Annotated in this window: 25 protein-coding genes; 7 read left to right on the top strand and 18 right to left on the bottom strand. The window is 40.4% G+C overall.

Going from position 1 to position 24,715, the window contains the following annotated elements:
• Positions 1–30: 30 nt before the first annotated feature.
• The 4 genes from NMG86_RS17040 to NMG86_RS17025 form a co-directional block, all read right to left on the bottom strand.
• Positions 31–1,353: a four-carbon acid sugar kinase family protein gene (locus tag NMG86_RS17040; RefSeq protein ID WP_026798152.1), complete on the bottom strand. Its 1,323-nt coding sequence runs from the start codon at positions 1,351–1,353 to the stop codon at positions 31–33.
• Positions 1,354–1,418: 65 nt separating this feature from the next.
• Positions 1,419–2,051, bottom strand: a complete 633-nt coding sequence (locus tag NMG86_RS17035) for a hypothetical protein (RefSeq protein ID WP_036832552.1) — start codon at positions 2,049–2,051, stop codon at positions 1,419–1,421.
• 178 nt (positions 2,052–2,229) lie between these two features.
• Positions 2,230–2,841, bottom strand: a complete 612-nt coding sequence (locus NMG86_RS17030; RefSeq protein ID WP_071782623.1) for an SLATT domain-containing protein — start codon at positions 2,839–2,841, stop codon at positions 2,230–2,232.
• A 169-nt stretch (positions 2,842–3,010) separates the two neighbouring features.
• Positions 3,011–4,399: a sensor histidine kinase gene (locus NMG86_RS17025; RefSeq protein WP_026798150.1), complete on the bottom strand. Its 1,389-nt coding sequence runs from the start codon at positions 4,397–4,399 to the stop codon at positions 3,011–3,013.
• Positions 4,400–4,660: 261 nt separating this feature from the next.
• Here NMG86_RS17025 and NMG86_RS17020 point away from each other — a divergent pair, with 261 nt between their 5' ends.
• Positions 4,661–4,984, top strand: a complete 324-nt coding sequence (locus tag NMG86_RS17020; protein ID WP_026785969.1) for a DUF3155 domain-containing protein — start codon at positions 4,661–4,663, stop codon at positions 4,982–4,984.
• Between the two features lie 604 nt (positions 4,985–5,588).
• Here the strand turns inward: NMG86_RS17020 and NMG86_RS17015 are convergent.
• The 4 genes from NMG86_RS17015 to NMG86_RS17000 are packed head-to-tail and all read right to left on the bottom strand — an operon-like array spanning position 5,589 to position 8,103.
• The gene (locus NMG86_RS17015) at positions 5,589–6,119 is read right to left on the bottom strand and encodes a cofactor assembly of complex C subunit B (protein WP_026798149.1); all 531 of its coding nucleotides are present in this window, start codon (positions 6,117–6,119) and stop codon (positions 5,589–5,591) included.
• A gap of 29 nt (positions 6,120–6,148) precedes the next feature.
• On the bottom strand, positions 6,149–6,511 hold the full coding sequence (locus NMG86_RS17010) for a PadR family transcriptional regulator (RefSeq protein ID WP_026785971.1): 363 nt from the start codon (positions 6,509–6,511) through the stop codon (positions 6,149–6,151).
• A gap of 57 nt (positions 6,512–6,568) precedes the next feature.
• Complete coding sequence (locus tag NMG86_RS17005; protein ID WP_026795707.1) at positions 6,569–7,249, bottom strand: SMP domain-containing protein; 681 nt, start codon at positions 7,247–7,249, stop codon at positions 6,569–6,571.
• The gene (locus NMG86_RS17000; RefSeq protein WP_026795708.1) at positions 7,249–8,103 is read right to left on the bottom strand and encodes a M15 family metallopeptidase; all 855 of its coding nucleotides are present in this window, start codon (positions 8,101–8,103) and stop codon (positions 7,249–7,251) included. Before NMG86_RS17000 ends, NMG86_RS17005 begins: the two co-directional genes overlap by 1 nt.
• Positions 8,104–8,222: 119 nt before the next feature.
• Here NMG86_RS17000 and NMG86_RS16995 point away from each other — a divergent pair, with 119 nt between their 5' ends.
• A complete protein-coding gene (locus NMG86_RS16995) occupies positions 8,223–9,164 on the top strand; it encodes an AEC family transporter (RefSeq protein ID WP_026798148.1) in 942 nt (313 codons plus the stop codon).
• Positions 9,165–9,275: 111 nt separating this feature from the next.
• Here the strand turns inward: NMG86_RS16995 and NMG86_RS16990 are convergent, their stop codons facing one another.
• From NMG86_RS16990 to NMG86_RS16980, 3 genes are all read right to left on the bottom strand, one after another.
• Positions 9,276–10,481: a class I SAM-dependent methyltransferase gene (locus NMG86_RS16990; RefSeq protein ID WP_193372479.1), complete on the bottom strand. Its 1,206-nt coding sequence runs from the start codon at positions 10,479–10,481 to the stop codon at positions 9,276–9,278.
• A 62-nt stretch (positions 10,482–10,543) separates the two neighbouring features.
• Entirely contained in the window at positions 10,544–11,776 is a 1,233-nt protein-coding gene (locus NMG86_RS16985) for an RNA-guided endonuclease InsQ/TnpB family protein (RefSeq protein WP_026798147.1), read from the bottom strand.
• A 138-nt stretch (positions 11,777–11,914) separates the two neighbouring features.
• Positions 11,915–13,354: a trypsin-like serine protease gene (locus NMG86_RS16980; RefSeq protein ID WP_052338762.1), complete on the bottom strand. Its 1,440-nt coding sequence runs from the start codon at positions 13,352–13,354 to the stop codon at positions 11,915–11,917.
• Positions 13,355–13,475: 121 nt separating this feature from the next.
• Between NMG86_RS16980 and grxC the strand changes: the two genes are divergently transcribed.
• Together grxC and gshB are read left to right on the top strand one after the other, a co-directional pair.
• The gene (grxC, locus tag NMG86_RS16975) at positions 13,476–13,733 is read left to right on the top strand and encodes a glutaredoxin 3 (RefSeq protein WP_026798146.1); all 258 of its coding nucleotides are present in this window, start codon (positions 13,476–13,478) and stop codon (positions 13,731–13,733) included.
• A gap of 118 nt (positions 13,734–13,851) precedes the next feature.
• The gene (gene gshB, locus NMG86_RS16970; RefSeq protein WP_026785977.1) at positions 13,852–14,826 is read left to right on the top strand and encodes a glutathione synthase; all 975 of its coding nucleotides are present in this window, start codon (positions 13,852–13,854) and stop codon (positions 14,824–14,826) included.
• Positions 14,827–14,991: 165 nt separating this feature from the next.
• Here the strand turns inward: gshB and NMG86_RS16965 are convergent, their stop codons facing one another.
• Complete coding sequence (locus NMG86_RS16965; protein ID WP_087882139.1) at positions 14,992–15,684, bottom strand: DUF433 domain-containing protein; 693 nt, start codon at positions 15,682–15,684, stop codon at positions 14,992–14,994.
• Between the two features lie 147 nt (positions 15,685–15,831).
• Between NMG86_RS16965 and NMG86_RS16960 the strand changes: the two genes are divergently transcribed.
• The 3 genes from NMG86_RS16960 to ispF all read left to right on the top strand — a co-directional run bounded on the left by NMG86_RS16960 (position 15,832) and on the right by ispF (position 18,009).
• Complete coding sequence (locus NMG86_RS16960; protein ID WP_026798144.1) at positions 15,832–16,950, top strand: Gfo/Idh/MocA family protein; 1,119 nt, start codon at positions 15,832–15,834, stop codon at positions 16,948–16,950.
• A gap of 328 nt (positions 16,951–17,278) precedes the next feature.
• Positions 17,279–17,476, top strand: a complete 198-nt coding sequence (locus NMG86_RS16955; protein WP_026798143.1) for a hypothetical protein — start codon at positions 17,279–17,281, stop codon at positions 17,474–17,476.
• A 50-nt stretch (positions 17,477–17,526) separates the two neighbouring features.
• Positions 17,527–18,009, top strand: a complete 483-nt coding sequence (ispF, locus tag NMG86_RS16950; protein ID WP_026798142.1) for a 2-C-methyl-D-erythritol 2,4-cyclodiphosphate synthase — start codon at positions 17,527–17,529, stop codon at positions 18,007–18,009.
• 200 nt (positions 18,010–18,209) lie between these two features.
• On the opposite strand, the gene folE is transcribed toward ispF, so the two are convergent.
• The 6 genes from folE to NMG86_RS16920 all read right to left on the bottom strand — a co-directional run bounded on the left by folE (position 18,210) and on the right by NMG86_RS16920 (position 24,691).
• Positions 18,210–18,848 carry a GTP cyclohydrolase I FolE gene (gene folE, locus NMG86_RS16945; RefSeq protein ID WP_043938538.1) on the bottom strand — a complete coding sequence of 213 codons (639 nt, stop codon included), beginning with the start codon at positions 18,846–18,848 and terminating at the stop codon, positions 18,210–18,212.
• A 52-nt stretch (positions 18,849–18,900) separates the two neighbouring features.
• Positions 18,901–19,941, bottom strand: a complete 1,041-nt coding sequence (locus NMG86_RS16940; protein WP_026798140.1) for a CobW family GTP-binding protein — start codon at positions 19,939–19,941, stop codon at positions 18,901–18,903.
• A 263-nt stretch (positions 19,942–20,204) separates the two neighbouring features.
• A complete protein-coding gene (gene thrS / locus NMG86_RS16935) occupies positions 20,205–22,076 on the bottom strand; it encodes a threonine--tRNA ligase (RefSeq protein ID WP_026798139.1) in 1,872 nt (623 codons plus the stop codon).
• 49 nt (positions 22,077–22,125) lie between these two features.
• Entirely contained in the window at positions 22,126–22,857 is a 732-nt protein-coding gene (locus NMG86_RS16930; RefSeq protein ID WP_026798138.1) for a metallophosphoesterase family protein, read from the bottom strand.
• 239 nt (positions 22,858–23,096) lie between these two features.
• On the bottom strand, positions 23,097–23,912 hold the full coding sequence (locus tag NMG86_RS16925) for a metallophosphoesterase family protein (RefSeq protein WP_026798137.1): 816 nt from the start codon (positions 23,910–23,912) through the stop codon (positions 23,097–23,099).
• Positions 23,909–24,691, bottom strand: coding sequence for a GTP-binding protein (locus NMG86_RS16920; protein ID WP_026798136.1), 783 nt, complete (start codon positions 24,689–24,691; stop codon positions 23,909–23,911). The genes NMG86_RS16925 and NMG86_RS16920 overlap by 4 nt, the downstream gene beginning before the upstream one ends.
• Between the last annotated feature and the right edge of the window lie 24 nt (positions 24,692–24,715).

Genomic DNA, 24,715 nt, shown 5'->3' with positions numbered 1-24,715 from the left:
GGTGCGTTAGCAAAGCGCACCTATTTTTGCTTAAATTTGAGGTTGACTTAAGCGCTGATAAACCGTGGCTAAACCCTTAGCATCTCCAACATTTCCAGGGAATAAAACCACAGGTAAATTAGGATAAAGGGGATGATTAGATGATGTTTTAACCATTGAACATCCGGCTAATACTTGACCCAATAATCGGGCTGTTTTTAATGATAATCCTTTACTTAAAACATCATTAGAAGTAATGCCGCCTTTACTAATTAAAAATCCAATATCCGGCGGTAAACCTTTAACAATATCCATCAGTAAATCTGAAACTTTACTCCCAAAGTCTAATCGAATTTCTACCGTATCAAATTGTAATTCTTGACGACTGGTATAAATAACTGGGGTTTGACCCGCCTCATGAATTGTCTTGATTTGGTCTAAAATCTGTTGTAAAAGTTCCTGTCTTTGGATATCACTTTCTTCTAATAAATGGGAAACATCTACTTCAATTCCGACTATTCCAGGTGCTTGTAATAGTTGTTCTAATTGTTGGGTAGATTTCTTAACATGGGAACCCATAATCACCACACCCGGTTTACCATTTCGGGTATATTTTGCCATTTCTTCGGCGGGAATCGGTTGCTTTCCTAAAGCAGCTAAAGAGGTTAAAATACTCGCCGCACTGCGGAATAAAAAGCGTTTTCCCTGACTAGCTGCGGTAATAATATCCGAGGCAAATTGATCAAAATCTCCTTGATTTTCCCCATCAACCACCACACATTGATTCCCGGTTAAATCCATTAACCGAGGTAAAGTTCCTATCCGCATATCCGATAACAAAAATTGTTCTACTTTTTCCGAAGGAATCAAACCTTTAGTTTTTTCGGTGACATAATCGGGTAAATAACTATGTTGATAAGCGAAAACAGAATCCTTAGCAAATTCGGTTAAATGAACGGGAGTTTCTACGCCATCAATGATTAGATAATGAATACTATTGCGGGTAATTCTTCCGCCTTCAAAAAAAGCCGGAACTAGAAAATGGGCATCAAAGGGGCCAAGTTCATCCGCAATTACATCGGTTTCTACGGGATAGTGACCCCGGAGGGTAGAATCGGAACGACTGACCACCAGAAAGTCGGTGATGGACTCGGCGGCGAGGGCTAGTTTCAGATTTTGGGTGACTTCACGGGTGACGGCCGCGGCTTGGTCTGGGGTTAGAGCTCTGGTATTGGTCAGAATAAAGAAAATTGGAGATTGGTCAGCCAGTCCAATTCGCAGGGTATCGACATCCCACTGGGTGAGAAGTAAGCAACTATGGACGGTTTGAGAACCTGTGGGGTCATCATCGAGAACAATAATTTTAGGTCGCATTGGAGTTCCTATAAAAATTTGTTAAGACTATGTTAAAAAAAGCCTAGCACTTAATAGTAATTTTGTTAATCCTGAAGTTGTTTTAACAGTTGATGAACTTCGGAGGCTATTTCAAAGGCTTGATACAGGAGTCTTCCTTGTTCTGTTGTCGGTTTTTCAGTTTGTAATACGGTTAAGGAGGTGAAATTTAGATCAAAAAGTTCTGGATTTTTCTCGATAAATTTTTTATTTTTTTTTAAGATTCGTTCTATTCTTAATCCTCGGATTAATTCTATTCTAATTAATTTTAAAGCGTGAATAATAGCATCTTGATTATCTAATTTTGCTTGGGGATGTTCCGTTGCTTCGAGTTGATGATAAATGTTTAAGGCTTTAACAATACTATTATAATTATCTACTTGATTCAATAGTTTAACACACTGAGGACGATTTAAGGTTAGCCAAATTTTAATCATATCCTCAAGAACTAATAAAATGATCAGGATTAAGTAAATTATAATGAAAATTAAGGCAAGTTCTGGAAAAATTAAACTCCAAATCCAATAACTAATTAATAATAATCCAGCAATGACTAAGGTTTTTAATCCTTCCCCAATAATTTTTTTAGCTGTCCCTGGTCTATACAGCAAATTTTTGTTAATCCCACTCCAATGTTTCAGTTCTCCTGGGGTAATTTCTAATCCATCTAAATCAGTCATCAGTTATAGCAAGAGGCAATAGGGAATAGGCAATGGGCAATAGGTAAATACTTACTGTGAGCAGCTTTTAGCTTTCAAGAATGTCCTAATAGATGTGGCGACTGCTATATCAGTTATCAGTTAAAGTTTATAGACTCGTAGAGACGTGCCATGGCAAGTCTCTACTGAATAACTGTTTTTACTGCTTTTCAATTTTTTTTACAGCACCTGGCATAAGTTTTTGTACTGAATTATTAGTATTTATCGCTTTTTGATAGGCCCATTCTGGACAAGCAGGCAGGTTCTTTTTACTTTCACTATAAGTAAAATTAAGCTGAGTTAAATCATCAAATTCTTCTTTAATAGAGCGGGGTTCTAATCGACATTTGAGAATAAAAGAGTCATATTGATCTGCCATTTGTTCATAAATCCGAGAAGCATTCAAATGATTATTAGCCCTACCATTAGGATCTAAAAAAGTCAATAAGGGGGCAAGAATTGCCACTAAAACCGCAATCACTACAGATAATAATTGATACTCTCCCCCTAAACTATTAATAGCTTGCACACTAGCAATGGCAGCTAAAATTGTACTAGGAATCCCGATATAAAGATGGGCGGTTGACCAACGAATTGAAACATCAATATGAGCTTGACTCAACACCCGACAAACGGTTTTTCGCTCAACGGCACGATAAATGATATCTTCTTGAACAACATAAGGGAGAGGTTTGTTTGAACTATCCTCTGAACCAGTGGAGGAATTCATGGGTTGATCAATACTATTATCAGGGCTACTGGATGAAGTCATGTTTTTTTATAGCGAGGAATAGGGAATAGGTAATTACGAATTACGAATTACGAATTACGAATGGGTAATAGGTAATGGGTAATGGGTAATGGGTAAAAAAAGATTTCACCCTCTAGGTTTGAATATCCTTTGGGATGAGGGAAAGATTGGTTGACAAACAACGATTCTATCAAATTAAGTTCAATTCTTGATCCGGGATTGCCACCCGCACCCAAACTATAAATGTCGTTCCAGGCGAAGTATTATCAGTATAAGCCCTATCCTCTGATACCCAAGCCGGATGGACAGGAGAGAAGACTTGAATTTCTCCCTGCATCTGTTGTACAAAGGCTTTAGCGATCGCTAACCCCAAACCCGTCCCCGGAATTTCAGAATTAACCTGAACACCGCGATAGTGACGTTCAAACAGATGCTCCAAATCTTCTGGGGGAATTCCTGGGCCAGTATCACTAATACCAATACCCACTTGAGAGTTTAGGGTTTTTCCTCCGACTGGGGAAGGAGAAGCCAGTTGAACTCGAATATAGAGTTTTCCCCCAGCAGGAGTATATTTTAAGGCATTATCGAGAAGATTACTCAGAACTTCCCGCAGAGCTTTAGCATTCCCTTTTATGGGGGGCAGGTTTTCAGGTATGTCAACTTCAAGTTCCAATTGTCGTTCCTGGGCGATCGCCTCAGACGATACAATTAAAGGGGATAATACCTCCGACAATAATAGGGGTTCAAGTTGATCACAAGCAGGTAACAAGGGTAAGACTGAATTCGAGAATAGGGAAGTTTCGGCCGTGGATGTGGCAACTTCCACCGTTAGAGGCAAACTCAAGAAGCTTTGGGTCTGTTCTAAGGTTTGATCCGCCTGTGCTAATAATTCTTGAATCCGATCGCTCTCCCTTAAAATACTATTAGCAATAGGATAATTTTTATCTTCGGGTAATAGTCGCTTTAATAATAATTTACCAAAGGTACGAACAGCCGTTAAAGGGCTTTTAAGTTGATGGAATATATTATGCAGTGTATCGGCTTGCTGCCCTTGCAATTGTTGTTGTCGGTCTATTTGTTGCTGGAACCATTGGGCGCGTTGATCTAAAATACAGCCAAGGGCTAAGGTATGGGCAATCGCTTGGAGTTGAGCATATTCCTCCGTGCTCCAGGGTCGGTCATTGCGTCCAGTCACCAAAAATCCCAAAACCACATCCTCTTGAATTAAGGCTAAAACCTTTTGACTCCGTTGTTGCCAAGGAGCTTCTGCTTCCACCTCTGTTTCCGAAAAATCATCCATTTCCACCGCAGGCATTAAGACTTTTGTTTTCCCGGTGACTTCCGTGGTTAATAGCAGGGGTGAAATAGGGGTTAAGGTTTCGGGCAGACCCATCAAACCCGGAATATCCAAATCATCCGGGGATGTTTCAGGATAGGTGGCAATGGGAATCAATTTTTTATGTTCTTCATCTACCCACGCCTCCGCTAAATAGACTACACTCAAGGAAGCGCCCAAACTCGCGGTTAACGACAGTTGGGTGCGGCACAGTTGGACAAATTCAGCACTGGCTGTGAGCATGGAATTCAACAGGTAATGGGTAATGGGTAATGGGTAATGGGTAATGGGTAATGGGTAATGGGTAATGGGTAATAAAAAGAGTTTACCTCCCCTGCTCCCCCTGCCTCCCCTGCCTCCCGATCCCCTACTCCTGATCCCCTTCTTTATCAATTTGTGTCAATCTATTAAAATAGCTTGATATTTTGAACTAGAACAGATATAATTCCCTCGGATTTTGTAGCTATATTTACAACCCGCCTGCTTAAAAAGGAGGTCAACAAGTTGGCTAGAAGACGTAAGCGTAAAAGCCGTCGCAGACAAGAAGGACGTAGGATTTTAGAATGTGTGCCTCAATATAGCATTTCAAGTGGCGAAGATAAACCCGTAACGGCCGCTCGTAAGTTTATCCATGCTGAAGGAATTATTCCTCCGGCTTTGCTTCTTGTAAAACGAAATGAGCATACCACGGATCGATACTTCTGGGCTGAAAAGGGTCTATTTGGAGCCCAGTACGTTGAGGAGAATCACTTTTTATTCCCCAGTTTAAAACAGCTTGTGGAGAAGGCCACATTGGTTTCCTCTGCTTCCCCAGCTAAGGGGGTTTGAAATCGAGATGTTGTCTGCAACATCCCATCTTCTTAGTGAAAGGGTTTTATCAGAAAAATGGGTTTAAAACCTCGTCCTTCTAGGACGACTTTCCTTGAACGCATTAATTAACAAATCGAACAAAAAGTTTAACTTAGTGAACGAGGTTAAACTTAAGTCGCGGGAGGGCATTCCGAGACTTAAAACGGACGTGGAGACCGTGTAAGACTACCGCCAAGGTAGCAACAGTCTGCGAAGCGTCAACCCCATTCAGCGACCATCCTGAAAAGGTGGCGTGGTGAGTAATCCCCTTCCGTTTACGGCGGGGTGGATGTCAAATCCAGAACTTTTCTTGAGCCGTGACACCTGATGAGAGCCATGATTAACATGAGCTTCACTCCTTAACTCTGATAAGGCAGGCGCGAGGGAAAAAAATTAGTCAGTTGATTCCGGGTGCTGGTTGGGATGAATTTCTCTTTATTCTTACTGGCAAGGTGGAATTACTCCCAACCCCAGTGCCACGAATCAAAATTGTTCTAATTTTGGCAATTATATCCTGAATAAAGATTCAAGACCGTTGGCATCCTTGTCGTGTTTGCGGTTTTGAACCTGATGGTAACTAAAATTATTCGCAGGGTTTTAGGTTAAGGGCTTGTTTGAGCGTCGCCAGTTCGTCTCGGTGGGCAGTTACGGTAATCAAACTTTGAGTTTGTTCACCCTGATCAATGACGGCATCTAGCTTGAGATAGACCTGTTCTGGACGCCCGGAGCCTTTCCAATAGAACCAACCGGCCAGGGGCGAAAGTAACACCAGTCCCCAAAACAGTTTGCCTAGGTTGGGCATAGCCATAGATAGGACTAACCCCAAACATAACAGTCCCACGGCGGTTAATAGGGTGAGGAAGATAGCTAAAAACCAACTGGGACGGACTAACCCCTCAAAGGTGATTTGATTGGCTTCCCGATTTAACGCCGTAATCCGATAGGCTCGGGAGGCAAAATGCTGCTGGATTTGTGTGAGCAAGGAGTCTGCTTCCTGTTCGGCAATCAGTTTTTCCTGTTCTATCCGATCTTTAGTTGAAGCTCGAACAAAAAAGAATAAGCCAATAACCATTAACAGAGTCAACACAAAAGTAGAAGGGATTACGGGAGTCATAGGAAATGAAGTCAGTCTAGTTTTAAAGGTTATTCATTGATTTGTAGTTTACCTTGGCTAGAAGTGTATTCGTACCAAAGTCCGGCTAATTCTTGGGCTTGGGGTTGATGTTCCGGCAGAATTTGATACATCCGGCGAGGTCGTCCCCGACCTTCAACCTTTTGCCAGTATCCCGTAATTGTTCCTTGTTTTTCCAAAAACTTGAGGGCGCCGTAAAGAACCGTATCGGATAATCTATAGTTAGAATATTCCTGCTCCAGTTGTTCAATTAGTTCAGTTCCATAGGAGTCCCTTTGGAGAAATACAGATAAAATATAGCAAACCGCCAGTTCCTTATTAAGATAGATAGGCGGCGGTTCTTGGAAAAATTGATAGATTTGTTCAAAGGTCATAGGATTCTCCCTTTTGCTTGAATTATCGGTAGTTATCCCGTCGGACTATTTTCTATATTATTGCTTTTGCTGTTCTATTCCTAGACAACAATCTGCTACAGAAGCCCGATTTCTCATCGCTTCCACTAAACCCAAATAAGCCACTTTGTGAGTTTCAATTAATGTTTTAGCCTGTAATATTGCCCAACGCTCTTTAATTTTAGCTTCACTTAAAGGGCGCTGTAGCTGAGTCCAAATTGCTATAATTTTATTTCGATCTTCCCGTCCTCCTTCTGCTTTTTTAAATATTAAAGTTTCTGCGGCAATTCCCGCCATCCAAACTGCACAATAACGATCTAAAACCTGAGCAGAAATCTGACCCTGTTGCAATTGTTCCCATAAAAGTTGATCAGCAAACTGCACCCCTCCTTGAGCTTTAAATCCTTGTTTAAAGGCTTCCCAGCCATTTAAGGCATATCCCTGAATGGGAATTTCCATCAAATGGGCTACCAAAAAATGTCCCGCTTCATGGTGTAAAATTCGCTCCCGAGTGGATGCAGAAGTTCCCGCCAACCCATCTATTAATAAACTCGCCCCTTGACCCTGAAACTGAAAAACATCTAAAGTGGCAACCCCCAATAAAAAAAAAGTAATCCCCGCCGGAATAAAGGGTGAAATATTTAATACCGGAGTTAATAACACCGATAGAGTCATACAGAAAACACTAATGGCAATTAGATTTAAACTGGTAGTTCTCATCAATTTTCCTTTTGGTTTCTGGCTTTGTAAAAAGTTTCTAAACTATCGCGATCGCCTACAAAACGCCAATGCCAAGGTTCATAACTCACTCCTTGGGGATTGTCTTTAGGAAAGGATAACTCAAAACTATGAAAAGCGGCATGATCTTTTAACCATTGAAACGCCGGGGTTTCTTCAAAACTGACATTCAAATCCGTAGAAGGTCTGCCCCCATCTCCAATATCAATGGCATAACCCGTATGATGTTCACTATAACCCGGAGGAGCACTCACCTCTGCCCGTTTAGTTGCCACTTGTCCCCGTTGGGCTTTTATTTCAAAAAAGATCGTTTCCTGGTCTTTAACACTGCGAAAGGTTGAAATCGGAACTAAACTGACCCCACTAGCTCTAGCATCCTGTTCCATTTCCTCATAAGCTTTGGCGGCAGCTTTGCGTAACCGATGCCCCCCATCGGCCGTAATACTTTTTAACTCTGATTCCGGTGCTTCTTGATAGGGGAGATGACCCAATAAATTATCGGGAAGGGTGGGAGTTGTGGTTGGGGTTGGGGCACTCGTTGGCGGGGGAGTTGAAGACAAAGACGCAGAAGGTGAGGGCGTAACCACAGGAATTGGGGTTTGGGCTACGGGAATATCAGACCGAGGAGCCAGAATTCCAAATTGATAATTCATGACTAAGGCGGTACAGAAGGCTACCAGGGCTAACCCCAGCATTTTCCAGAATAGCCCCGGCTTCCCAGAGGAGCCAGAGGAAACCACCGGAAGCGCGGGAATATCTCGTATCGCCTCTGGAATATCTTCTGTTACGCCATCGGCTAAGGTTTGGGCCTGTTTCGGCAGACTAGAATTCTTCAACGGTTTGACTCCTGACATCCATGAAAGTCTCGATTTTATTAGATAATCCCCTATTTAGTCATCCATCACAAGCACTTGTCGGTCAACAGCCAAGGGTCAACACTGTGAACTTAATCTTTATGTCTGATTCTATAAGTCAACTTTTAACGCTTTATCAATGGCTAATTGGGGGCGTTTTAATCGGATGGATTTTGGGTCGAAAATTACCCGAAATTGTTCCCTATTATTTAGGTAAAATTTTATATTGGGGTGTGGTTCCGATTGCCATTATTTCCTTTTTAAGAAAAGCTGATTTATCGGGTTCGATATGGATTGCTCCCTTAGTGGCTTGGGCTGCTATTTTCCTCGGTGCGGGGTTAGCTGGGATAGGGTTATACTGGCAAAGCCGGACTCCAAAATGGGATATTTTACCCCAATCTCTCCCCGGTCAAGGGAGTTTTTTATTGGCGGCTATGGTGGGAAATACGGGATATATTGGTTTCCCTGTAAGTTTAGCATTAGTCGGCCCGAAATATTTTGGTTGGGCGATATTTTATGATGGATTGGGAACGGTGATTGGAGCCTATGGGTTGGGGGTCGCTTTAGCTGCTAGGTTTGGGATGGGAAAACAAGATCCTTGGCAATTAGTTGGGGTGTCATTAACTAATCCGGCTTTAATTAGTATGGTAATTGGTTTAATGGTGCGGAATATTCCTTTACCAAATCCGATGGAACAGGGTTTACGCGGCATTGCTTGGGGAAGTGTAGCCTTAACTTTAGTGTTAATGGGAATGCGTTTAAGTCAGCTTAATTCTTGGCATCATTTCCGACCTGCTTCTGTTAGTTTAGCGATTAAAATGTTAATTGTACCTTTAGTATTGGGTTATGGATTAACACTATTGGGATTAAAGGGATCTCCTTTATTAGTTTTGGTCTTACAAATGGCAACTCCTCCGGCTTTTGCAACTTTGGTATTAGCCGAAGCCTTTAATTTAGATCGAGAATTAGCCGTTACTAATTTAGCTCTGGGTTCTGCACTCTTATTATTAACTTTACCCCTATGGTTGTTTTTATTTGGTTAATCAAACTCAGAAATAAGTCTCAATTTCTGATTTTAGGGTAGTGGTTTTGTTTCCAAACCCCAGATCAAATCAGGTTTGGAAACGGTTTTAAAATCCTAGTTAAATTTCAGGTTAATTCTGCTTGATTGATAATAGAATTAACTGTCGATTGAAAAGCGATCGCACCCCCTCTAAATCAAAAGAGATTTGAGTTAAAATTTCCCCAACGTTTCGAGGAGATTCTGAATTTTGATCACAGACTTTAAGAAACTCAAATTCCGCATCGGATAAACTCACAATTTGATAATTATAGTCAAATAAATTTTGACTCGGCCAGCCATTCATACAAGGACTACGTTCAGGAATAGCAGCTAATAATTCCTGATCATTTGACCATTTATTCAGGGGTAAGGGGGAACGTCCCAGGAAAAATTCATAATGACTAATCTCAGGATCGAGAAGTTCAATTAAACGATAGCGTTGGCGATCGCTCAATTGATTTGCCCGTTCTAGCAACTCCGGTGAGTCCCCAATTAAGCGTTCTAAATTCCAATAATTAGGATTAGAAAAACCAATAAATTCCAACCCCGAAGCATCAATTAACTCAAATAAATTATCAATATTGTAGTCAATTTCTTGAGGATGAACATACATATCTGCAAAACATTCGTCTCGCTGATTTTCCAATCCCCAACGTTTAGATTCATAAGTAACTAGGCGATTTTTTTCCGGTAGAGCTTCAAAAATCTGACGACCAATTTTTACCCCGTCCTGATAATCTCCTCGTTTTTCTGCTTGTAAAAGGGCGATCGCTTTTTGCATTAACTGAATTTCCCAGCGTCCCAATTCAGCATAGACAAAAATGTGCATTAACCCCCCAGGAGCTAATTTTAACGCTAAGGTTTGAATTCCTTGAATTGGATCGGGTAAATGGTGCAAAACCCCAACACAGTTAATAAAATCAAACTGTCCCTCTAACTGTCCTACATCATAGAGACTTAAACGGCGAAATTCCGGGGCGGGGGTTCCGGGGGTAGAAATTCCAGACCGACGACAGCGTTCTATTGCTGTTTGAATCGCCCCTTCACTCAGGTCAATCCCAAGAACCGAGGCTTCTGGGTTAAGTTGAATTAAATACTCCGTACTCGAACCCGTACCACAACCTGCATCTAAAATACGGATATCAAGATTTTGGGGCTTCTGACCCGTACAAAAACTATAGGCTACTGGCCAAGACCAGCGCCAGTTATATCCAGGGGGCGGTTCATCCAGTAGGGGGTCAGGGGGAAAGGGATAGGTGTCATAAAGTCGTTTAACCGCAGAACTCACTTCTTCCATTGTTGTAATCCATTAAAAAATATAGTTTCATCCGCAAGGTTAGCACGGGAGGTCAATGTGAACTACCCACACTGACTTGGAGTACCAAGTACAGTGTCGGCTTCTGTACTCACAGGCGAATGCCTCAAGACGGACTTGCATCCCCCTTTTGGTCTTACCTCGCCTCCTACAGCAGAGACGGCTGAACCATCCGTCTTTAGGATTCTGATACCTTCTGCTCTAATATTCATAGCTGCGTTTCCATCTCGGTCATGATCAGTACCGCAATTAGGACAAGTCCATTCACGAACATCTAATGGCATTTGACTGACTTGATAGAAACAATTAGAACAGAGTTTGGAACTGGGAAACCATCTATCAATCTCCACTAACTTACCGCCTTTTCGTTCTAGTTTATAGGCTAGAAAATTAGTGAATGTTCCCCATCCACAATCAGATATTGCTTTTGCCAAATTGTGATTACGAACCATGCCTTTGACATTAAGATTCTCTACTATGACAGCTTGGCTATCGCTGACTAACTTATGACTAAGTTTGTGTAGAAAATCTTGCCGGGAATTACTAACTCGTTCGTATAATGCGGCAACAACTTGACGATATTTATTTCTGGATTTACTCCCCTTTTGTTTACGCGCTAATTTCTTCTGCTTACGCTTGAGGTTTTTCTCATGTTTAGCAAGATGTTTAGGATTATCGTATTTAGAAACCTTTTCACCATCAGTGACAACTGCAAAGTGTTTGATTCCTAAGTCAATACCATAGATTTTACCTTCTGAAATAGTTGGATTTTCTCCTTCAATTTCGGTCAGGATAGATGCCAAATATTTCCCAGAAGGAGTTTTACTAACAGTTACAGTCTTGATTTTCCCCTCAATTGGTCTATGTATTTTGGCTTTGACTATCCCAATATTGCCAGGAAGTTTGACATTACCATCAACAATTTTGACATTTTGAGGATATTGAATTGACTGTTTGCCATGTTTAGATTTAAACTTAGGAAAACCTGCACGTTGCTCAAAAAAGTTTTTGTAAGCAGTGGTTAAATTAAGTGTTGTAGCTTGTAAAACTTGACTGTAACAATTAGCTAACCAAATAGTATCTTCGGCTTTTTTGAGCTTAGGCAGTAGGGCGTTAAGTGCTACCTGTCCTAGCCCTTTGCCCGTATCTTGATAAACCTGAATCGATTTATTTAAGGCATAATTCCACCACCAGCGCGAACATCCAAATGTTTGGGCGAGATGTGCTTCTTGCAATGCAGTTGGATACAGACGGACTTGTACAGCTTTGTGTAGCACTCGATTTGCACCTCCTAGTCTGAATATCTTACTACATAATAAAAAAAATTTGGTCAACTCTGTACCTACGTTGACCCGCCTTTGATCCCACCGCTCAACTGGGTACAGGTAGAGCGGTGGGATCAAAGGCGGTGTAAGTTAAACGGAAATAAAATGACCTCGAAGTTGTTGAGGGGAAATATCATAAACTGTTCCGAGAACTTGATTTGACCCCACGACACGAATTACTGTGTCAGAGGAGGAACTGGTTGAAGGTTCCAAGATTAAATTTGCTTCGGTCAAGCCTTGGGTTAAACCAATTTTATCAATACCGGGTTCAAAATCCATGATAGAATCTGCTAAAAGTTCATCTGAACCGGAGGTTACTAAGGAAAGAATAAATAGATCCGATCCTGTTCCTCCGGTTAAATAATCAGTTCCTAAATCTCCCGTTAAGGTATCATTTCCGGCTTCTCCATATAGATAATCATAATCCTGACCTCCAGCTAAAAAATCATTCCCTAATCCACCCCAAATAATATCAAATCCTAAATTTCCATAGAGGGTATCATTACCTTCATCTCCATAGAGATCATCAGAACCTTTTCCCCCAAAAATATTATCATCTCCCTCTAAACCTTTAATTGTATCATCCCCTTGATATCCATAGAGAAAATCGTTATTAATTGTGCCAATAATATTATCATTTACATTATAGGGAAAAGGATTAATAATTTGATTAATCCAATCTGCATAAACCGAAACTCGGATATCGGAAGCATATTCCCCAAAGCTCTCATCTAATTTATTGGTAACATCAATACCCGACATCGCTGGGGTAAAACCCGTGGAGGTTAGACTAGCAATTTTGCCATCAATAAAACCTGGGCCTCCCGAATCTCCAGGACTAATATTAATTTCTTCGGCTCCCAATCCTAAATCATTAATCCCAAATTCTTTTCCAAAGGCATCATTTTGGGCTAAACCATTATCAAAATCATAAACTAATTGTTTGCCAGGTTGATTATTATAATGGTAAGGAGTGCTATTAAATAACTCCCCCAAAGCATCATAACGATTTTTTCCTATACGCTTAGTTGGAACCGGATCAGAATAGCTATTTTGTCCTGAATTACCCGTCGCAGGAACACCATAACCTACTTTTTGCATCACTTGACCCACCTCATCAAACCTGGTATAAATCTCATAGCGATTTGCCTCTTGGGGTGCGGGTTTAGCCAGTTCTAAAATAGCAATATCATTGTTAAAATTAAAATCATGATTCCAATCGGGATAAATATAAATTTGAGAAACCGGAATTGCTATTTGACCCGATGGTAAGTTAAAATAAACGGTATATTCTGAGGGGGAAGAATAATCTGGTTGCCCCAATTTATCGGTGACACAATGGGCGGCGGTTAAAATATGATTACCCGTAATTAATAATGAGCCTGTACAACTTCTACCATGAATATCTTGAATCTTAACAACACCATCTAAACCCGTCCCGGGTTGTACAATATAATCTGGATTATAAGGATCGGAAGTGGGAACAGCAATTCGAGGTTGAGGCGCAATTACAGAAAAATAAGTTGACATTTTGCTTTACTTAAATCAGGACAGTCTGGGTGGGTTTAGTCTGAGTATTCAGAATAAAATAGATCAATTTTTGATTTTATATTAACATAAGGAAAAACGATTCAATTTCCACCAACCCTCTATGGCAGCAAACATTGAAATTTACACTTGGAGAACCTGTCCCTTCTGTATCCGAGCTAAAGGATTGCTGAAAAGCAAAGGCGTAGACTTCACCGAATATAGCATTGATGGGGATGAAGTAGCACGAGATCAAATGGCACGACGGGCTAATGGTCACCGTTCAGTTCCCCAAATTTTTATTGATGATCAATATATTGGGGGATGTGATGATCTTCATGCCTTAGATAGTCAAGGGAAACTTAATCCTTTACTGGGTTAATTCTAGTCTCAATCCTGGCAAAATAAAACACTCCTAATTTATTCTCGGTCGGTTTTAAATGCCAGGATTTATTATACCATATTTTGTTTGATTTGTTAACTGTTAATTGTAAATAAAGATGAAATTTGCTTTCATTATTGACCCCATCGAAAAATTAAATCCAAGTCATGATAGCAGTGTTGCTTTAATGGAAGCAGCGCAACTTTTAGGACATGAAGTTTGGGTGACACAAGCTCACCAATTAAATGTAATTGACGGTCAAACCTGGGCACTTTTAACCCCGGTTAATCTGACTCCTATTATTAGAGATCAGGATAGATGGAGAGTTGAGGAACCCTGGTTTTCGGTGGGTCAATCAATACTTCAACCCTTGGAAAATATGGATTCGGTGTTCATGCGAACTGACCCACCAGTCACGATTCCCTATCTGTATGCTACCTATCTTTTAGACTATATTAATCCCGAAAAAACTTTAGTAGTTAATTCTCCTCACGGGTTAAGAACAGCGAACGAAAAAATGTACGCCCTGCAATTTAAAGATTGCATTCCAACAACCATTGTTAGCCGCGATAAACAGGTAATTAGGGAGTTTGTTGAACGTCAAGGAGCGGCGGTTTTAAAACCTTTAGGTGGAAAAGCAGGAGAGGGCATTTTATTTTTGGAAGGGAGCGATCGCAATCTTAATTCTTTAATTGAAATTAGCACCCAACAGGGTATATATCCGGTAATGATTCAGACCTTTTTACCAGAAGCAAAAGACGGAGATAAACGAATTATTGTGTTAAATGGTGAACCGATTGGAGCAGTTAATCGGATTCCTACGGGTCAAGAATTTAGAGGAAATATGGCCGTGGGTGGACGGGTTGCTAAAACCGAAATTACGGATCGAGAACGGGAGATTTGTCAAAAATTAGCATCTAAATTAGTTGCTGATGGTTTATATTTTGTGGGAATTGATATTATTGGCGGTTATTTAACAGAAGTTAATGTTACCAGTCCAACGGGGATTCGAGAAATTGATTTATTGGATGGGGTTTATTTAGGAAAACAGGTGATAGAATGGGTAGAAAATAAAATTAAAACTCGCTTTTGATCTGACAGGACTTACGCAAATTTTGGGATGTAACCCTAGATGTAGGGGTAATTCATGAATTACCCCTACTATTGATATCGGTGATGCGTAAGTTCTGATTTCTTAAAGATCCTGGGACTTTTACTCGACCCAAACATCGATCAATAAAAAAGATAACTTTAGCGGTCATGCTACTAAGTCCAATTCACAGCGAATTCCTTCTTCAATTAGGGTACGATCACATTGATAATCAATTGCTAATTCATGAATAGATTCTCCGGCTTTATACCTTTCTGCTAAAATAATAGTTGGAATTCCAGTTCCTATTAAGACGGGACGACCAAAGGAAATATAGGGATCAATCACAACAATTTTGGGAGCATTTATATCAAAATTCCGAGTAAAAGGAAATAGTTTAATCGGTAATCCTGATGGATCTCGTTCAATTCTACTTAAAAATTGGTAGAAAACTTCTTTTAAAGCTAATTGACCTGTTAAAGAAACATTTAATAATTCCCCAAACTGTTCCACAAATAAGTTAACACCATCGGTTTGAAATTCTAATTTTGCTAAGGGATGGGGTGCAGAAAATTCTTGATTAAGATAATCTAATGCTGCACGAACTTTAGCTAAAGGGACTTGATGGAGACGACGGATAGCACTTAAAACATGAGCTTCAATTAAATTCGTAAAAGATAGTTGTTTCTTAGAGTTGGGAGGTAATTCAATTAATGGGGTAAAATATTGTTTTCCTTGACGAGTAGGATAATAGCGACCATAGACCCAATATCTCAATGTTCCCGTCGAAAGTTGTAGATATTTTGCGACTTCCGGTAGGGAATAATTCGGCAAATCACGAACTTCTAAACCCATCGGCATGATCTTTTATCCTTTAGCTATTTTAATTAATACAATCATTGATCATATTATACCTATTTATGTTAAAATTATCTCAATATTTTTAATTTAAGGTAGACAAAGATTGCATTTAACGCGGGTCTAAAACTTTTTTCATCAGGAGAAACCATGACAACCGACAAAAAAATTGGCATCGCCATAATTGGAACAGGATTTGGTAAAAAAGTTCATATTCCTGCCTTTCAAGACCATCCTAAAACCCAAGTAGTTGCGGTTTATCATCGAGATTTAGACAAAGCCAAAGCGATCGCCTCCAGCCATAATATTCCCCATGCTTGTAATAGTATTGAGGAGATTTGTGCTTTACCTGAAGTTCAAGGAGTTGCCATTTCCACCCCGCCTTTTTTGCATTTTGATATGGCTAAAATAGCTCTAAATGCCGGGAAACATCTGTTATTAGAAAAACCCACAAACTTAACAGTTCAAGAAGCAAAATATCTCTATCACCTCGCCCAATCTAAAGGCTGTATTACTAGCCTAGATTTTGAATTTCGGTTTATTCCCGCTTGGCAACATTTATCTCAACTATTAGCAGAAAATTATGTAGGTCAAAAAAGATTAATCAAAATTGATTGGTTAGTTTCTAGCCGTGCCGATGAAACTCGTCCCTGGAATTGGTATGCTCAAAAAGACAAAGGAGGCGGGGTATTAGGGGCAATTGGCTCCCATAGTTTTGATTATATTTCTTGGTTATTTGGTTCCATTAAACGCCTCTGTGGACAACTGAATACTTCTATTTCCTTGCGTCCAGACCCGGAAGCTGGAGGAGAATTAAAAGTTGTTGATGCTGATGATATTTGTACCCTAATTTTAGAACTGAATGATGGCACTCCCTGTCAAGTTTGTTTAAGTTCTGTTACTTACCAAGGACGGGGACATTGGCTAGAAATTTATGGCAGTGAAGGCACATTAATTTTAGGTAGTGATAATCAACAGGATTATGTGCATGGATTTCGATTATGGGGAAGCCAAAAGGGGCAACCTTTAACCGAAATTCCTATCCCCAAAGTATTAGAATTTACCCGAATTTATCCCGATGGCCGGATTGCTCCTTTGCTACGAGTGATTGACCAATGGATAACCGGAATTGAACAGGGAACAAGTTTAACACCTTCGCTTAAAGAAGGGGTTTATTCTCAACTTTTAATGGATTTAACCCAGGAATCCAATGCAACTGGAACTTGGGTAAATGTACCGGATTTTGAATCCTTTTTGGTGAATGAATAGAACAGATATAGTTACCCGTATCGAGGTTGTCAGATTTGATGGTGTGAATAGACGATTATTGTGGTATGATGGTCTTGTAAGTTCTACAGTGCCAGTTCGCTCACCGTCGATAGGTACAAAACAACACTCGAAAAGTACCAGTAGTCATCAATACTGTTTTCCTTCCATTTCGTTTAATCTAAACGAACTCCCATCAAAATTAAAATCATCCCAGAGAGTCATCTACTAAAACAACGCTAAAATCACCTGATAAGGTCAATAGCGTGCTAAGATTCTCGCGGTTTGAGTGTCAACTATTATTAAGGTTAATCCCCTGGAGGTTACTATCATGAAAACCTTGCTTCCTAATGTCTTACTGTTCAAATATTTCCGTAATGGTATGACTAATTCCTATGCCATGATGGGTCTAGGTTATGTACTTAGTATATTTTTAATTTTATTTACTTTTTTTTGCGTCGCGGCTTCTCAATCTCCTCATGTTTCTGTTAAGTCTGTTAAGTCTATTCAATTTGTTAAATCTATTTAGACTTACCCTATAATAAAAAACTGTGTTGATTTCAATTAGAAAAAAGATCCATGAATATTCGCATTGGTAATGGTTATGATATTCATAAATTAGTCCCCGGACGGGCATTAATTTTAGGTGGGATTAAAATTGATCATGAATTCGGACTATTAGGACATAGTGATGCGGATGTCTTAACCCATGCCATTATGGATGCGATGTTAGGGGCGTTAAGTTTAGGAGATATTGGGCATTATTTCCCCCCAACCGATGAAAAATGGGCGGGGGCGGATAGTTTAGTCCTCTTAAAACAGGTGAATCAACTAATATTAGATCGAGGTTGGAAAATCGGAAATATTGATTCTGTAATTGTCGCAGAACGTCCGAAATTAAAACCCCATATTAGCGCAATCTGCGATCGCCTTGCCACCACCTTAAACCTAAATTCCGATCAAATTGGTGTCAAAGCCACCACCAATGAAAAATTAGGCCCGGTGGGTCGAGAAGAAGGAATTGCGGCTTATGCAGTAGCCTTATTAGAAAAAGTGAATTAAAATTCCTGGGAATAGTTATATCGTGGGAATTTCAATGACAAACAAAGAAATACTAATTCGTAAAAAAACCCGGTTTCTTTGGTTGGGTGCGTAAGTCCTGTTAAAGTTTAAAGTCAGCCAGAAAACTGAAATTCTCGGAATTTTCTAACCCCTCTGTAGAGACTAGCCATGCTTAGTCTCTACCGGGGAAAATTGACCCCCTAAAAATTAGATTTATGTTGGATTAAACTCATAAATTCCTGGCGAGTTTTAGGATCTTCTGAGAATGCACCGCGCATCGCACTTGTCACTGTCCAAGATCCAGGTTTTTGTACACCACGCATCACCATGCACATATGAGTTGCTTCAATTACAACGGCAACTCCTTGGGGTTTTAATAGTCCTTGAAGTGCATCAGCAATTTGTGCTGTCAACCGTTCCTGAACTTGTAAACGTCGTCCATACATTTCGCAAATTCTGGCAATTTTAGACAAACCAATTACTTTGCCATTAGGAATGTAAGCAACATGGGCACGACCGATGATTGGCAAGATATGATGTTCGCAAGAACTGAAAATGTCAATATCCCGAACTAATACCATTTCGTCAGTATTTTCGGTGAATACTGCCCCATTTAGAAGTTCATCTAAAGATTGATTATAGCCTTGAGTTAAGAACTTCAACGCTTTGACAACTCGCTTCGGCGTATCCAGTAATCCTTCGCGATCTGGGTTTTCTCCTAAACCTAGTAATAACGTTCTTACAGCTTGGATCATTTCAGCTTCAGAAACTACTGGTTCTCCTTGAGTTTTGACAGAAATGCTAGAGTCTATAAATGGAAATGTCAGTTCTGAAGTCATGGTTGTTTCCGTGAAAGTAGTTCGGGTGTGTTTGTTTTTTGGAGATTATTTTTTAAGCAATACATTCAGCAATTTGTTGCTGTAATTTTGCCAAATCTAAGTTACGACCGATGAAGACTATCTGATTACTGGGGGATTTACCCCATTCGTCAGCATCCAAGCTAAATCGTTTTCCACTGAGTTGAAATAGATGTCGTAAATCGCTTTCAACAAACCAGAGAATGCCTTTAGCTCTAAATACATCGTTAGGCAACTTCTCCGTTAAAAATTCTTGGAATTTATTAATGGAAAAAGGGCGATCGCTTTGGAAAGAAAACGAAATAAATCCATCATTTTCTAAGTGTTTGGAGTGATGATGTTCATGTTTGTGATCATGTTCGTGGTCATGTTTGTGGTCATGCTTGTGGTCATGTTTATCCTCATTCAATCTGTTAATATAAAGATCTATTTCTGCTAATCCTAACCCCAAAATTAACGGTAAAGGAACTTCACCATGTTCAGAGTGCAGAATCCTCGCCCCATCTTTGACTGTGCGAATATAATCTTCTAATTCTTTGACTTTTTCTGGGGTAGCCAAATCAGTTTTGTTGAGCAGAATAATATCGCCAAATACTATTTGTTTAAAAGCGGCTTCACTGTCGAAATGTTCGGGAGTAAAGGCTTCAGCATCAATGACTGTGAGAACAGAATCTAAGTTAGTCAATTCCCGCAACTCCGTACCGACAAATGTTAAAATAATCGGTAGGGGATCGGCAACTCCAGTGGTTTCAATCACCATATAATCAATGCGGTCTTCTCGCTCTAAGACTCTGTAAACTGCATCAAGCAATCCATCATTAATTGTGCAGCAAATACAGCCGTTACTCAATTCTACCATGTCATCGTCGGTAGAAATAAGTAATTGAGAATCAATGTTAATATCCCCAAATTCATTAACTAAAACTGCAATTTTTAAGTCTTGCTTATTTTTGAGAATTTGATTGAGCAAGGTAGTTTTGCCACTGCCAAGAAAGCCTGTAATTATAGTTACGGGCATTCCTCTTTTGGGAATATTTAATACAAAATCTGGGGTTTCTACATCGAGATTGGCCATGGTTCCTCATTGGTTAATTGTAGAGGTGTTGCTATCCGCACCCCATAACTCAAAGACAGCTGCGATACAGACGATCGCATCTGATTGAATATGATAATCATTCTCATTGTACCCCAAAAGTTTCCTGAAGCGCAAGTCCTAGCCCACAAAAATTTTTACAGGACTTATGGGCGATCGCCGATCAACAAATCCTCGTGGAACTAATAGCGATCGCAAATAAAATCCCATCAAATAATTTCAATTAAAAGGCTAATCAAATTCCCCTAAATCGTCACTTTTTCCTCAACAGCTAACTGTAGCCGACTTTGCAAATCTGGCATAGTTAACATACCGACATCTCCCTGTTTCCTTGTCCGCACACTCAAAGATTGTTCTGCTACTTCTTTTTTTCCTACTACAATCACAACCGGAATTTTCTCTAATTCTGCATTGCGAATTTGCTTACCCAAACGTTCGGAACTGCAATCGATCTCAACTCTAAATCCGGCTTTCTTTAAGGAATCAGCAACAGACTTAGCATATTCTGTTTGGTCATTACTAACAGGCAAAATTCGCACCTGTATAGGTGCTAACCACAGAGGAAAATCCCCGGCATAGTTTTCGATCAAAATTCCAAAGAAACGCTCTAGGGAACCAAATATCGCCCGGTGAATCATAATTGGTCGCTGTCTGGTTCCGTCAGCGGCGACATATTGCATATCAAACCTTTCAGGTAAATTAAAATCTACCTGAATAGTAGAACATTGCCACAATCTGCCGATCGCATCTTCAATCTTAATATCAATCTTCGGCCCATAAAAAGCGCCCCCACCCTCATCTGTAACATAATCCCAACCTTTAGCATCCAAAGCTTCAATTAAAGCTGCTGTCGCCAAATCCCAAACCTGATCAGTTCCCACAGACTTAGGGGGACGAGTGGACAAATTCACCTCATAATTCTTAAAGCCAAAGTCCGATAAAATTTGCTCTGTTAGATTCAAAACTCCCAGAATTTCATCAGCAATTTGGTCTGGCAAACAGAAAATATGAGCATCATCTTGAGTAAATCCGCGAACCCGCATCAAACCGTGCAAAACTCCCGATCGCTCGTAACGGTAAACAGTCCCTAATTCCGCCCATCTCAGGGGCAATTCTCGATAAGAATGGAGTTCATGCTTATAAGTCAAAACGTGAAACGGGCAGTTCATCGGCTTAATTTGATAAGCCTGTTGTTCAACATCCATCGAGTCGAACATATTCTCTTTATAGAAGTCAAAGTGACCTGATGTTTTCCAGAGATCGAGATTTGCTAAATGCGGTGTATAAAGCAGTTCATAACCAGAATTTAAGTGAGCTTTTCTCCAATAATCCTCAATCACATAGCGAATTGCTGCTCCACGAGGATGCCAGAATACTAAACCGCCGCCAGCATCTTCTTGAATACTAAATAGTTTTAACTCTTGACCTATTTGACGGTGATCGCGCAATTTGGCTGCTGCTTTTTGCTCCAAATAAGCTTGCAATTGTTCCGGTGTTTCCCAAGCAGTACCGTAGATGCGTTGCAACATTGGTTTCTTTTCATCGCCGCGCCAATAAGCTCCAGCTACACTTTCTAAAGCCAAAGCATCGGGATTGATTTCCCCTGTAAAGTTAAGGTGCGGCCCCGCACATAAATCCCACCAATATTTGCTCGGAGGCAGGGTAACTGGCTCAATTAAAGAAGGTTCTGAATTTATCGGATCATCTGACAATTTTCCCGCATCGGGACTGCCAATAAAGTAACGAGTAATTGTCTCCCCTTCTGGGATGCTGTTGAGAATTTCTAGTTTGTAAGGTTCCCCTAATTGTGCTATTTCATCCCTAATTTGTTCGCGCTCTACAACTTCGCAAATTACGGGCAGATTAGCTTGAATAATCCGCCGCATTTCTGCCTCAATTTTGCTCAAATCTTCGGGAGTAAATGGTTGTTTTCTATCAAAGTCGTAGTAAAATCCGTTATCTGTAGTTGGCCCGATCGTCACTTTTGTCTCTGGAAACAGAGTTTGCACTGCCATTGCCAAAATGTGAGCACTGGTGTGGCGAAGGCGCTGCAAGGCTTGGGGGTCTTTTGGGATCTGGCTGAGAGCGGTTTGTGACTGGGCTGGCGATCTGACCATAAATTTTAGCATTGATAATCATTATCATTTTAACACGATCGGGAAATACTTACAGGGCTGATAATTGAAAGCCCTTTTTTGCTCCATAATGCACTGTCTTAAATTGAACGCGATCGCACTCAGGATTATATAAAGTGTAGGTTGCAACTCCGGGTTTGCGACCAACATTACCAACTCCAATAACTTGACGTGCCGTGACAGTAACAGTTTGAGGAGAGTTTTGAGAATCAAGAGTTTGCACAGTATTATTAATCGAACCCCCTTGTAATTGATACTGGAAAGTTAAACCAGATCGACCACAAAACAAGTTATTCACATCAGCGCGAATTAGGCGATCTAGCATCACAAAAGCCGGGGTTTCTGGAGTTAATTTATCCGCCGCACCGGCCGTACTACCATGAATTAACAAGCAGTCAAGTTCGTGAAAACCAAAATTCAAAGACCTCAGCCATTCTACAGATTTGCGTGAGACAGAATCCCAAAGTAACTTAACTGTATTTTGATCATATTGCTCAATTAACTCAGTCGGTTCGCTAGTAGCACCAATAGCGTGTAAAATGAAGCATTGTTCCTCCCACCATCCCGTACAAACTTGAGGGAATAACTCACCTTGACGCGGTTTTTGTAAACGCTCTACTAATTTGTCGCAGTCGGGATTAATCCCAACTAAGTCACCAAGAATATACAGTTGTTCGACTCTAACTCGTTGCCGCTTAATATCATCAAGTACAGCTTCGTAAGCTTTTAGATTTCCTTCAATTCCGCTTAAAATTGCCCACATTTCGATTTGCTTTTTAGTGAAATTTGTAGTATTATTAGGGTGCGTTAGTAGCAAAACGCAAGTTTATAGCAAGAAACTTAGGTCTGACGCACCCTACAAGTTTAGCCATTAGCCATTATCAATTACCTATTACCCATTACCCATTACCCATTACCCATTACCCTGTTACTGAGCGAAGTCGAAGTATTACCCATTACCCATTACCCATTACCCATTACCCATTACCCATTACCCATTACCTATCTTGCACAAACATGAGTAGGATCGTCGGCTCTTTCTGCAAACTCTAAACCCCTGGCTAAACGCCATGCAAAAATAGGAGGTAAACCTTTTTCGATAATCGCAGCACAGGTTTTTTGATAATCATATTCAACCTCTCTTAATGTCACATTTTGTGTATCTTCATCGTAAATAACGTAAGTAGCATTTGGTCTTCCATGTCGGGGTTCTCCAACCGAACCGACATTAACAATCTTTAAAACAGGCGCATTAAAACTCAAAACATTATCTATTTTTCCGTCAGCATCGGTTACTTTTACCTGCAATTGACCGCTATCTAAAGTGCGGACATAAGGCACATGAGTGTGACCGCAAAATAGTACATCAGCACCAGTAGATAAGACTCTTTCTAAGGCGATGAAAGCATCTAATTCGGGCAATAAATACTCATGGGCTGTATGGGGGCTACCATGAACAAAACAAAGGTTATTTTTCTTTAAACTATGGGGCAATTGTGCTAAATATTCCCGCGTTTCAGGGTAGATATTCTGGTTAGTCCATTCGTGAGCTAATTGGCCCCGTTTTTCTGCTAACACTGAGGGATAACTACATTCACAGGAGTTTAAGCCTTCGACAATATCTTCATCCCAACATCCCGCACAAGTGGGAATATCTAAGGAGCGAATTTGCTCAACAACTGCGTGAGGATGGGGGCCATAACCAACTAAATCTCCCAGACAAAATATGCTATCAGCTTTCTGTTGGTCAATATCTGTCAAAACTGCATTCAAGGCTTCATAGTTACCATGAATGCAAGACATAACTGCAATTTTCATGTTGTTTCTTCCTCTGCTGATAATGACATTGAATCTTTAACTTGTTGCTGGTAATATAAGATTACTGCTTCTGACAAACAGGAGTCTTCTAAAGTTTGCAGCAATGAGGTTTCATCTAAGTTTTCGCCGATAATTTCGATCCCGCTGAAGCGTTGGGGTTTGCCTTCTAGCCAGAGGGGGAGATTCAATTCTTCATATTTGGTTTCTGCAAGTTCAGCAACGAAATCTAAGTAAAAAGAGCGCCCATCAGCGATGTCAAAAATGCCTTTGGCTCTGTGAATTTTGCCATAGGCTCCTTCGGTCATTTCTTGATACCAAAAAACATCGAGACTTCCGGGGTCAATGACATTTCCTTGCAGGGGTAATCGCCAAATTGATAGTTGTTCCCCTTGCTGATTGATTGATACTCCCTCGACAGTTTCATCGGCCCAATTTTGCCACTCGCTGTCTTTTGTATTCGGCGGTACTATGCAGACGCGGCGACTGGGAAAAGCCTCTAGCAAGCTGTTGAGGGCATCAAGTTGCAGGTAATACCCCAATTCAATGTAGGCTACGCCACCATCTATTAAGTGTTTGGTGAGTAAGGATTTTTGGGCGTCACTTAGGGTTTTCACTTGGGGAAATTCAGCAGAGATACAGGTTTGGTCTATGGGGACTGAGCCTGTTCCGGGGCTGAAATATAATACTGGCAAGGATTCTGTCGCTATTTGCTGTCGAATCCAGGTGGTTTTGCCGACTCCGGCCCGGCCCGCTACGGCCATGATTACAGGTTGATTCATAGAATATAATGATAATCATTATCG

It is taken from the genome of Planktothrix rubescens CCAP 1459/22 (assembly GCA_904830895.1).
In the GTDB taxonomy this organism is placed as follows: Bacteria; Cyanobacteriota; Cyanobacteriia; order Cyanobacteriales; family Microcoleaceae; genus Planktothrix; species Planktothrix agardhii.
Note: the sequence above shows the minus strand (reverse complement) of the source record. Positions and strands in the feature narration are given on the sequence as shown.